At 64.5% G+C, this 10,041-nt stretch carries 13 protein-coding genes, 1 tRNA gene and 1 pseudogene; 10 read left to right on the top strand and 5 right to left on the bottom strand.

Features of this window, described 5'->3' with window-relative positions; all coding sequences use genetic code 11:
* A pseudogene (locus tag U1738_RS13225) lies at positions 1-226 on the top strand (1-deoxy-D-xylulose-5-phosphate synthase); the annotation flags it as partial.
* A gap of 75 nt (positions 227-301) precedes the next feature.
* On the opposite strand, the gene U1738_RS13220 reads toward U1738_RS13225, so the two are convergent.
* A complete protein-coding gene (locus U1738_RS13220) occupies positions 302-973 on the bottom strand; it encodes an RBBP9/YdeN family alpha/beta hydrolase (RefSeq protein WP_055783587.1) in 672 nt (223 codons plus the stop codon).
* 264 nt (positions 974-1,237) lie between these two features.
* Between U1738_RS13220 and U1738_RS13215 the strand changes: the two genes are divergently transcribed.
* From U1738_RS13215 to U1738_RS13190, 6 genes are all read left to right on the top strand, one after another.
* Positions 1,238-1,975 (top strand): TlyA family RNA methyltransferase, encoded by a 738-nt coding sequence (locus U1738_RS13215; RefSeq protein WP_332789503.1) that lies wholly within the window; start codon positions 1,238-1,240, stop codon positions 1,973-1,975.
* 91 nt (positions 1,976-2,066) lie between these two features.
* Positions 2,067-2,621 carry a TspO/MBR family protein gene (locus tag U1738_RS13210; RefSeq protein WP_332789502.1) on the top strand — a complete coding sequence of 185 codons (555 nt, stop codon included), beginning with the start codon at positions 2,067-2,069 and terminating at the stop codon, positions 2,619-2,621.
* Between the two features lie 20 nt (positions 2,622-2,641).
* Positions 2,642-2,917 (top strand): accessory factor UbiK family protein, encoded by a 276-nt coding sequence (locus tag U1738_RS13205; RefSeq protein ID WP_332789501.1) that lies wholly within the window; start codon positions 2,642-2,644, stop codon positions 2,915-2,917.
* Between the two features lie 102 nt (positions 2,918-3,019).
* Positions 3,020-3,520 (top strand): type III secretion system chaperone family protein, encoded by a 501-nt coding sequence (locus U1738_RS13200; RefSeq protein WP_332789527.1) that lies wholly within the window; start codon positions 3,020-3,022, stop codon positions 3,518-3,520.
* Positions 3,521-3,555: 35 nt separating this feature from the next.
* Entirely contained in the window at positions 3,556-4,317 is a 762-nt protein-coding gene (locus tag U1738_RS13195; RefSeq protein WP_332789526.1) for a pyrroline-5-carboxylate reductase family protein, read from the top strand.
* A 153-nt stretch (positions 4,318-4,470) separates the two neighbouring features.
* Positions 4,471-4,755 carry a hypothetical protein gene (locus U1738_RS13190; RefSeq protein WP_332789500.1) on the top strand — a complete coding sequence of 95 codons (285 nt, stop codon included), beginning with the start codon at positions 4,471-4,473 and terminating at the stop codon, positions 4,753-4,755.
* 141 nt (positions 4,756-4,896) lie between these two features.
* Here U1738_RS13190 and U1738_RS13185 read toward each other — a convergent pair whose 3' ends face one another.
* The gene (locus U1738_RS13185) at positions 4,897-5,385 is read right to left on the bottom strand and encodes a MarR family transcriptional regulator (protein ID WP_332789499.1); all 489 of its coding nucleotides are present in this window, start codon (positions 5,383-5,385) and stop codon (positions 4,897-4,899) included.
* Between the two features lie 90 nt (positions 5,386-5,475).
* Between U1738_RS13185 and U1738_RS13180 the strand changes: the two genes are divergently transcribed.
* Together U1738_RS13180 and U1738_RS13175 are read left to right on the top strand one after the other, a co-directional pair.
* On the top strand, positions 5,476-6,579 hold the full coding sequence (locus U1738_RS13180; protein ID WP_332789498.1) for a branched-chain amino acid aminotransferase: 1,104 nt from the start codon (positions 5,476-5,478) through the stop codon (positions 6,577-6,579).
* A gap of 65 nt (positions 6,580-6,644) precedes the next feature.
* Positions 6,645-6,719 (top strand) — tRNA-Gln (locus U1738_RS13175).
* A 32-nt stretch (positions 6,720-6,751) separates the two neighbouring features.
* Here U1738_RS13175 and U1738_RS13170 read toward each other — a convergent pair.
* The 3 genes from U1738_RS13170 to U1738_RS13160 all read right to left on the bottom strand — a co-directional run bounded on the left by U1738_RS13170 (position 6,752) and on the right by U1738_RS13160 (position 8,868).
* Positions 6,752-7,066 (bottom strand): type II toxin-antitoxin system RelE/ParE family toxin, encoded by a 315-nt coding sequence (locus tag U1738_RS13170; RefSeq protein ID WP_332789497.1) that lies wholly within the window; start codon positions 7,064-7,066, stop codon positions 6,752-6,754.
* Positions 7,067-7,072: 6 nt separating this feature from the next.
* Positions 7,073-7,318 (bottom strand): ribbon-helix-helix domain-containing protein, encoded by a 246-nt coding sequence (locus U1738_RS13165; RefSeq protein ID WP_332789496.1) that lies wholly within the window; start codon positions 7,316-7,318, stop codon positions 7,073-7,075.
* A 71-nt stretch (positions 7,319-7,389) separates the two neighbouring features.
* Positions 7,390-8,868 (bottom strand): ArnT family glycosyltransferase, encoded by a 1,479-nt coding sequence (locus U1738_RS13160; RefSeq protein ID WP_332789495.1) that lies wholly within the window; start codon positions 8,866-8,868, stop codon positions 7,390-7,392.
* A 123-nt stretch (positions 8,869-8,991) separates the two neighbouring features.
* Between U1738_RS13160 and U1738_RS13155 the strand changes: the two genes are divergently transcribed.
* Positions 8,992-9,933 carry a hypothetical protein gene (locus U1738_RS13155; RefSeq protein WP_332789494.1) on the top strand — a complete coding sequence of 314 codons (942 nt, stop codon included), beginning with the start codon at positions 8,992-8,994 and terminating at the stop codon, positions 9,931-9,933.
* The last annotated feature ends 108 nt before the right edge of the window (positions 9,934-10,041 follow it).

Genomic DNA, 10,041 nt, shown 5'->3' with positions numbered 1-10,041 from the left:
GGTCGGGGGCCTCGGCGCGCACGTGCTGACGCTGGCCTCGGACGAGGGATTGATCGACGGCGGCCTGAAGCTGCGCACGATGCGCCTGCCCGATGCGTTCCAGGATCAGGACAAGCCCGAACTGCAATATGCCGCCGCCAAACTCGACGCCGACGCCATCATCGATACCGTCCTCACCGCACTCCGACACAATGCTACTGGCGTCGTGGAGGGCGCGCGGGCTTAATCGTCTCGCCCACGGTAGTCGGATTTCAAAATCGACGGGCGCGGCATTGGGAGCTTGCCGCGCCCGTCCTGGGTCTTATCTGCCCAGATAATGTTCCTGCGCGGCATCGGTGCCGTTGATGGCAAGGATCGAGCGGGCGTCGGTCGGATGACGGGCGCGGCCCTTGCCGTCGCTCGCGGCGGCGATGACGCGTTCGAGCAATTCCTGCCCCTCACTCCACCACCCGATTCCGCTGGCGGCGTTAAGATGTCCCTGCGCGCCGGCGTCGATGAAATGACTTCCCCAGCCTACCGCGAGGCTGTGCGCACGATCGATGTCGATCCAGGGATCGTCCTGGCTGGCAACGACGATCGAAGGGAAGGGCAGGGGCGTGGTCGGCGTCGGGCCGAACGCCTTGAGTTCATTCTGCGTCTGGGGACGGTCTACATCCGCCGGAGCGACGAGCAGGGCGCCCGCGACCGGCCAGCCATAAGGCTGGCGCGTCAGTTCCGCCCACCAGGCGACGGCGAGACAGCCGAGGCTATGCGCCGCGAGGATCACCGGAGCCTGCGACTGGCGTATTGCCTGATCCAGTTTCGTCACCCAGGCATTGCGGTGTGGCGTGTTCCACATGCCGAGTTCGACGCGCACCGTATCGGGCCGCGCGCTTTCCCACAGGGATTGCCAGTGCGATGGACCCGAGCCGCCCAACCCGGGAACGGTCAGAATCGTCGGTTGAGCCGGGTCGAACGGTGAAAAGCTTCCCATCGTTTCGTCTCCTTCGGTCGGGGCGAAGGCGTGGCCATCCGTGCTCTAGGGGACGCCGTAGGGCCACGCCTTCCGCCACCGAACGTATTCCCAGTCATTTGATAGGCAATAGCGGTTGCGCCAAAATGAGGGCCGAATGCGCCAGTCGGAATATGGCAAAAAGTTCCTCTCAATTTGTCGCAAATAAGGCTGTGCCGGACGAGGGCTGCGGGGTGCGAAATCGGCCGGGAGCGGTTAGGGGTTTCGCGACTCGAAGGAAGTGCCGTGCCCAAAATCCGTGTCGATCAATTGCTGGTGGATCGCGGGCTGGTGGAAAGCCGCACGCGGGCGCAGGCGCTGATCATGGCCGGGCTGGTATTCGCCGGGACGCGCAAGATCGACAAGCCGGGACAGGCGGTGGCCGACGACGTGGTGCTGGACGTGCGCGGGCGGGATCACCCTTGGGTGTCGCGCGGCGGGATCAAGCTGGCGCACGGTCTTGAGCATTTCGGCTGGGACGTGAGCGGTGTGGTGGCGATCGACGTCGGATCGTCGACCGGTGGCTTCACCGACGTGCTGCTGAGTAAAGGCGCGACGCGGGTCTATGCAGTGGATAGCGGGACCAACCAGCTAGCGTGGAAGCTCCGGCACGACGCGCGCGTGGTGGTACACGAACAGACCAGCGCGCGGATCCTGAAGGCGGCGCATATTCCGGAAGCGATCGATCTGGTGGTGTGCGACGCGAGCTTCATCGGGCTCGCCAAGGTGCTGGAAGTGCCGTTGGGCTTCGTGCGGCCCGGTGGTCGGCTGCTGGCGCTGATCAAGCCGCAATTCGAGGCGGGGCGCGAGGAAGTGGGAAAAGGCGGAGTCGTCCGCGATCCTCTGGTTCATGCTCGGGTGTGCCGCGAGGTGTCGGACTGGTTGGTCGGCAAGGGGTGGACGGTTGCGGGTGTGGTGGAGAGCCCGATCACCGGGCCTGAAGGCAATGTCGAGTTCCTGATCGGGGCGGTGCGGCCCGAGTGACGGCCGATTTCCTTCGCAGGTGCAGAATTCTGTCGCGGCGCGACGCGGCGTCTGCTTCTATATAGGAACATCACGGACGGGAGCTTGAGGCTTGAGGGAAATCGCGTCGAAGCAACAATTGCGACTGGCATTCGCACGCTGGGCGGTGGTGACGGTGCCGCTGATCCTGCTGCTCGGTTTCGCCTCGAGCCGGATGTTCCCCGCCGGATCGGACAATCGCTGGTATGCGATGCTGATAAAGCCGGCTTTCACGCCCCCCGACTGGCTGTTCCCCGTGGCGTGGACGACGATCTATATCCTGATGGGTCTCGCATTGGCGATGATCATCAATGCGCGCGGATCGCGATTGCGCGGACCGGCCATCTTGCTGTTCGTGATGCAATTGATCGTCAATCTGATCTGGAGCCCGTTATTCTTCGGTGCGCATCAGGTTTCTACCGCTTTCATCGCGATCGTGTTGATGTTCGCGTTGGCACTCGGCGCGACATTGTTGTTCGGGCGGATCCGGAGCGGTGCGGCGTGGCTGATGGTGCCGTATCTGGTCTGGCTGGTGCTGGCGGGCGCGCTGAATTTCGAGATCGACCGGCTCAACCCGAATGCGGCGACCCTTGTGCCGTCTTCCGCCACCACCCAGATGACGAATTGAAGACTTAAAAAGGACAGATCATGCAAGCCGACAACAAGATGTTCGACGATTTCGTCAAGTTCGTGAACGGCGCGGCGGGCACGCTGGCCGGCGTGGGCCGCGAAGCCGAGGCCGGCGCGCGCTCCAAGGCGAAGGAATGGATCGGCGGACTGGACTTCGTCTCGCGTGACGAATTCGACGCGGTGAAGGCGATGGCGGCGGCGGCACGCGACGAGGCCGATGTGCTGCGCGCGCGGCTCGATGCGCTGGAAGCCAAGGCTGGCAAGCCGGCCAAGGCACCCAAGACGGAGGCTTGACGCGATCTTTTCCACAACTTTCTCCTGGTCGCCGGCCGTGCCCGTCTTGCGCGGTACGGTTGCTCGCGCCACGCCTTCCCTCAAGTTGGGAGGGGCGAAGTGATGCTCGACGAAGCGGACGATCATGGCGACGATGCCGCGCCGATCGATATGCTGGAAAGCTATTTCGCGGCGCATGGCTGGGAGCATGAGCGTCTCGACGACGAGGTGATCGCCAAGGTCAAGGGCAGTTGGACGACGTACGAACTGCGGGCCTTGTGGCGCGACGAGGACAGCGTGCTGCAGTTCCTCGCCTTTCCCGATATCCGCGTGACCGACGAGCGGCGCAATGCGGTGTACGAGGCGATCGGGCTGATCAACGAGCAGCTCTGGGTCGGGCATTTCGAATTGTGGTCCTCCAGCGGCATCCTGCTGTATCGCCACGCGGCGATGATCGAGGGGGATGGCGACATGTTGTCGCTCGCCTCGGCCGAACTGCTGGTCGAATCCGCGATCGACGAATGCGAGCGCTTCTACCCCGTGTTCCAGTTCGTGATGTGGGGCGGCAAGAGCCCGAAGGAAGCGCTGGCGGCGGCGATGACCGATACGCAGGGCGAGGCGTGACCATCAGGCGTCTGTGGCTGGTCGGCTGCGGGAATATGGGCGGCGCGATGTTGCGGCGCTGGATCGAGACCGGCGCGATCGCGGCGACGGACGTCGATGTGGTCAATCGCACGGATCGTGATCTGCCCGAGGGCGTGAGACAGGCGCGAGACCTGCCCGAAGGGCCGCTGCCCGGCATGGTGATGCTGGCGATGAAGCCGCAGCAGATCGACGAGATCGCGCGCGATCATGCGGCGAGGATCGCGGGTGTGCCGGTGCTGGTATCGATCCTGGCGGGCGTCGAGGAGGCCGCGCTGGCCGCGCGTTTCGACGCAAAGGCGATCGTGCGGGCCATGCCCAATCTTCCGGTTGGGATCGGCAAAGGCGTGGTCGGGCTGCATTCCGATAATGCTTCTGCGGCGGTACGTGACGCGGTGGCGGCGCTGATGGCCCCGCTCGGGCTGGTCGAATGGGTGGCGGAGGCCGGGTTATTCGACGCGGTTACGGCGCTGGCCGGGAGCGGGCCGGGCTTTCTGTATCGCTTCATCGATGCGTTGGCCGATGCCGGGGCTGCGCTCGGATTGCCGGCGGATCAGGCGCAGCGGCTGGCGGTGGCGACGGTCGAAGGCGCGGGGCTGATGGCGGCGGCTGCGAGCGATAGCCCTGCGGCGCTGGCCGACAAGGTGGCGAGCAAGGGCGGATCGACGCGAGCCGGGTTGAATGTGCTGGACGCGGGCGATGCGCTGAAGGTTTTGCTACGCGAGACGCTGGCGGCGGCGGAGCGGCGCAATGGCGAGATGGCTACTGCGGCGCGTTAGAGTGCGATGTAGAAAATCGGAAACTCCATCGTCGCAGAAAAGGGGGTGTTTTGCCTCACCTGATACATCCATTCAGAACGTGATTTGCGTTGTCCCCGATAAAGCTAATTTTATGATGTTGTTGCCTAATTCGGCACAACCGGGAGACAACGGATGAAGAAACTGCGCTACACGATGCCCGCAATTGTCCTGGCTGCAGCGATAGCCTCCGCACCGCAACCTGCGTTCGCTATGCCGACCTGTGAACAGGAAGTGAGCATCCGTTGTCAGGGCTACAACGTGCAGGGGCGTCCGCGCCTCGATATCTATCATAACAGTTACGAGGAATGCGTGGCAGCAGAGCAGCCCATGCGTTGTGGAATTCAGCCTGAGCCTTATGCATCGCTCACGCAACGCTTGGTGGTTGCTGTTCTGCGAGAGGCGGCTCTTTCCGGCTAAAACGAGCCTTGCCGGCTTTTGGCAATTTGGAGTTCAATCAGTTCGGGTTGAGTTGCTTGCTCCGCCTGTCAGCCTGTCGAAGGACGTGTTCGGAACTCGTCCTTCGGCAGGATAAGCACGAACGGGTGCAGGGGGACCAGTTTAGTCTCGCAAACCCTCCACCCTCGGCCGCTCCGATTCCGGGATCAGCCCCTCCAGAACGGCCCAGAAGCCGCCAACCGCCGCCTGGCCTGCGCTGGCGTAAGCGGCAGAGAGGCGTTCGCGCAGGGCGTCGAACAATTGGTTTTCCAGTGCGGTGCCTTCCGCCGATAGGCGCAGCAGGCGCTGGCGGCGGTCGCGTTCGCCGGGGCGGACCTGGATCAGGCCGCGATCGGTCAGTTCGTTCAGGACGCGGCCGAGCGATTGCTTGGTGATCGAGAGCAGGCCGAGCAATTCGCTGACGGTGAGATCGGGCTGACGCGCGACGAAATAGAGCGCGCGGTGGTGCGCACGACCGAGGCCCTGCGCGGCCAGCCCGCGATCGATCGAGCGGGTCAGGTGGCTGTTGCCGAAATAGAGCAATTCCAGGCCGCGGCGCAGTTCGGTTTCGCGGAGGAACAGTGGCGATGCGGAGGGAGTGGGGGAGGCCATGTTGACCCGGTTTGCCATCCGCCTTAGGCGTCCGCAACCCGCTTTGGACGTGCAAATCCTGCATCGCGGCATGATTGACAAGAGGACGCGATGGCCGCCGAGACCAACCCGACATTCGCCTATGAGCCGAACGCGACCCCGGTCGCGGCGAACGAGCGGGCGGCGCGGCTGGTCGATCCCGGCTTCGGGCGCGTCTTCACCGATCATATGGCGGTGATCCGCTTCAGTGACGAGCGGGGCTGGCACGATGCGAAGATCACCGCGCGGGCGCCACTGTCGATGGATCCGGCGTCTTCCGTGCTGCATTACGCGCAGGAGATTTTCGAGGGCATGAAGGCGTATCGCCTCGCCGATGGCGGTACGGCCCTGTTCCGTCCCGAGGCCAATGCGCGCCGCTTCCAGGATTCGGCGCGGCGGCTCGCAATGCCCGAACTGCCCGAGACGTTGTTTCTGGAATCGATCGAGCGGCTGGTGAAGGTCGATCGCGACTGGATTCCGGAGAGCGACGGTGGCTCGTTGTACCTGCGCCCGTTCATGATCGCGAGCGAGGTGTTCCTGGGCGTGAAGCCGAGCGCGGAATATCTCTACATGGTGCTGGCATCGTCGGTGGGGGCCTATTTCAAGGGCGGTGCGCCGACCGTCTCGATCTGGGTGAGCCAGGATTATACCCGCGCCGCGCCCGGTGGCACCGGTGCGGCGAAATGCGGCGGCAATTACGCCACCAGTCTGGTCGCGCAGGCCGAGGCGATCCGCAACGGGTGCGACCAGGTGGTGTTCCTCGATGCGGTCGAACGCCGCTATGTCGAGGAACTGGGCGGCATGAACGTGTTCTTCGTGTTCGCGGACGGCAGCCTGTCGACCCCGCCGCTGACCGGCACGATCCTGCCCGGCATCACGCGCGATTCGATCCTGACGCTGGCGCGTGAGCAGGGCATCACGGTACGTGAGGAACCCTATGCGATCGATCAGTGGCGCGCCGACGCTGCCAGCGGCAAGCTGACTGAAGCGTTCGCCTGTGGCACGGCAGCGGTGGTGACGCCGATCGGCAGTGTCGCCGCACCACAAGGCAAGTTCGAGATCGGCAGCGGCGGGCCGGGGCAATTGACGATGCGCATGCGCGATGCGCTGGTCGCAATCCAGCGTGGCAGCGCGCCGGATGCCAATGGCTGGCTGCATCCCCTCGATATGGGGTGATTTCGGCGGTGTGCGTTTCGGGGCTTTTCTAAGCGAGGCGCGCCGCTATAAGGCCGCCTCGCTGTTGGGGCGTCGCCAAGTGGTAAGGCAGCGGCTTTTGATGCCGCCATTCGCAGGTTCGAACCCTGCCGCCCCAGCCAGATATCCGGGAGGATCACGGAGTTTCGCAGGTTCAGGCGGGGTTATCTTCGCGAAACCGATCGATCTGATGCATGCGTTCGTGCAGGATCGTGACTATGCCGACAGCGCCGTCGGACAAGATACGCCAATAGATGTAGTGTCGCTCATAGCGGCAATAGAAGCCGTCGACTCCAATCTCGCCCGGAACTGCCCGCCATGCGATGCGGCGGTGGGCGATATCCTCGAATTTGTCGAAGAAGCCCTGAACATATCGTTTGGCCTGCGCATCGCCCCAGGTATCGCGCGTGTAGACGTATATATCGTCCAGCCGTCGCCCGGCGGCTTCCTGTATGCGCCATATCGTCATGAGGAATTAGCGACGGGCGTTACGCGCTATCACGGTTTCGGCATCAAGCGCGCCGTAGGCCGTTTCCGGGGCACTGAAGGCCATCGTCAATTCGGCCTGAAGGATCGCGAACCGCTCCGCATCGACGCGGCCCTTGTCCCGGCGAATAAGATCGCGAACATATTCGCTGACGTTCTCATAGGTACCGTCTTCGCTGACGTTGGCCGCTACGAATTCGCCGAGCGCCCCGTTCACACGCACATTCAGGGTCATCGATCTCGACACACGATTACCTTTCCGTCCTCGATTTAAGGAATATCGGGGACAGATGCAAATTCGGTTGGTTACTGATCCGGCGAAATGAACGAGCGATCCCGTCTTAAGTAAACGACCGAGTGGCCGTGATCTCTCACCGTGCGGAACACGGGGCGGTAGTCGGTCTTCAGTGCGGTCTCCACCAGCGCGAGCGTGGCGAGGTTCCATTCGGCCATCGGCGCGTCCATCGTGACAATCACCGGGGGGTGGTGGGCGAGGATGCGGCGGACCTCTGCGACCTCATCGACGCCGCTGGCACCGCGTTCCGGTTCGTAGGCGAGTGTCGAGGGGAAGATGTGCGGCGTCGGCAGGCAGGCGTCGGCGAGCAAATAGGTGATAGAATCGCCGGCGAAGACATAGGGGCATTCCTGGCCGCCATTGGCCTTCACGACGCGGGCGAGGGCGCGGGCGCCTTCGGCATCGGTGGGCCAGACGAGCACCTTTCCGACGAACAAGGCGAGGCCGAGCGCGAACATGGCCGGGATTGCGATGCGATGGCGTCCGAGGACCGGCGCCGAGAGGATCGCGAGCGGGGCAAGCAGCGGCAGGGCGTAGTGATCGAAGAATGCGCCGATGATCGCGAAGGCTATGAGAGCCGCCGCAAGCCACCCCAACATCAGGGTCTTTTCCGGGCTCCACGGGCGGGTGCGCCAGGCGAGGATCGTGCAGAGGATGAAGGGGGACAGGACCGCGCTGTTGCCGGCGAGGCGACCGACGATCTTGCCGGCGGGATAGCCCTTGCGCAGCGTGATCGAGGCGAAGTTGGAGAACCAGAAGGCGTCGAACACCGCCGGGCCGCGTCGCCAATAGTCGACCATCACGGCGGCGGTGGGAGCGATGGCGAGCGCGATCCAGAGCAGGGCGGACAAGGCGATCATGGGAAGCGTTCCGCCGGCGCGACGGAGATACCAGAGGTGGGCGAGACCGAAGAACGCGCCCTCCACCGCCGGGGTGTATTTGGTCTGGATCGCGAGGCCGGCGAGGAAGCAGGTCGCCGCGCCGTTTGCGACGATCGCACGCCGGGCGTGCCGTGCGGCAAGGCCGGGCAGGCGCAGGGTGAGCAGGGCGGCCCCGGTGACGAAGAGGTTGTAGAAGACCGGCGATTGCCCGCCGCGACCGCTGAGCAGCGACAGCCAGAGAATGTAGGCGATGGCCGCCGCCAGCGCCGCGCCATGCGATGCGCCGAGCCGGCGCGCGCCTTTGTGCACCAGCCATGCGGTGGCGGTGGCGAACAGTGTGGCGACGAGTTGATAGGCGAGGATGCCGTCGCCCGGCAGCAGGCGGATTCCAGCGAAGATCAGGAACAGGCCGACCGGCTTGCGATCCCAGATGTCGATATAGGGCAGCGCCCCGTGCAGCATGCGGTCACCGACGAGCAGGTAGAATTGCTCGTCGACATGGATCACCGGATTGCCGAAATCGCGGCACCGGATGAGGATCGCGACGAGCAGCAGCAGCGCGGCGATCAGTGGCGGCGAACGGGGGAGGGTTAATCTGGGCGCGGGCATTGCGAGTGGTCATAGGCATCGCCGCGCAGCGAGGCGAGTGGGCCGGTTAGTGATTTTTGACCGCAGTGAAGTGCGGATCGCCGCGTTTCGCGTCGTCTCCTATCCGTGGGGGACATTAACCAAATGATCGGACGGAGTGCGGCGCTGGCGCGCGGGGTTTTCGCGCATCCTGCGGTCGAGGCGGTGAAGACGTTCCTGGTGCGCTTCGGTGCGCCGGTGATCTCGCTCGCCGTGCTGGGGGCCGCGCTGATCGAATTGCGCGCGCTGGACTGGCAGGCGGTGCTCGCGCTGGTGCCGCAGAACCCGCTGTTCTGGCTGGTGTTCGTGGCGGCCTATTTCACGCCGATCCTGTGCGACTGGGCGATCTATCACCGCATCTGGAACGTCCCCGTTTCCGGCATCGCGGTGCTGGCACGCAAGACGATCGGCAACGAATTGCTGATGGGCTATGTCGGCGAGGCGTATCTGTTCGCCTGGGCGCGGCGCGAGGGACATGCGGGACGCGCGGCGTTCGGCGCGGTGAAGGACGTGTCGATCCTGTCCGCCGCGGTCGGCAATAGCGCGACGATCCTGGTCGCGCTGGCTGCCGCGCCGTTCATGGGCGCGCTTCACATCGGTATACCGTTATGGGCGGCGGCGGTGTCGCTGTGCGTGATCCTGGCACCGCCGGTCGTCGCGCTGACGTTGCGCGGGCGGCTGTTCAGCCTGGCCCCGGCCGATCTGCGCGCGATCGCCGGTTACCATGCGCTGCGCGCTGCGCTGACGATCGGGTTCACCGCGTTGCTGTGGCACCTCGCGTTGCCGGAGGTCGCGGTATTGTGGTGGCTGATCTTCTCGGCGTTGAAGCTGCTGGTCTCGCGCCTGCCGTTGGTGTCGAACAAGGAACTGGTGTTCGCGGGCATGGCGGTGGTGCTGCTCGGGCGGCATGCGGACGTGCCGGCGCTGATGACGATGATGGCGACGTTGATGGTCGCGATGCATGTCGTGGTCGGCGGCGTGCTGGGCGTCGTGGGACTGGCCGAAGGCCTGCGCGGCGGCACCGAAGAGGCCGTCGCAACAGTATGAAAAAAATCTTAACTTCTTAGTGCGGGTCGGCCGGAGCGGCATCGTCATAGCCGTGATGCGGAAGGTTACCGGGGGGTAGCATCTGATAACGACCGGGCGGCGCGCGCA

This window comes from Parasphingomonas caseinilytica (genome assembly GCF_036663755.1).
Lineage (GTDB): Bacteria > Pseudomonadota > Alphaproteobacteria > Sphingomonadales > Sphingomonadaceae > Sphingomonas.
Note: the sequence above shows the minus strand (reverse complement) of the source record. Positions and strands in the feature narration are given on the sequence as shown.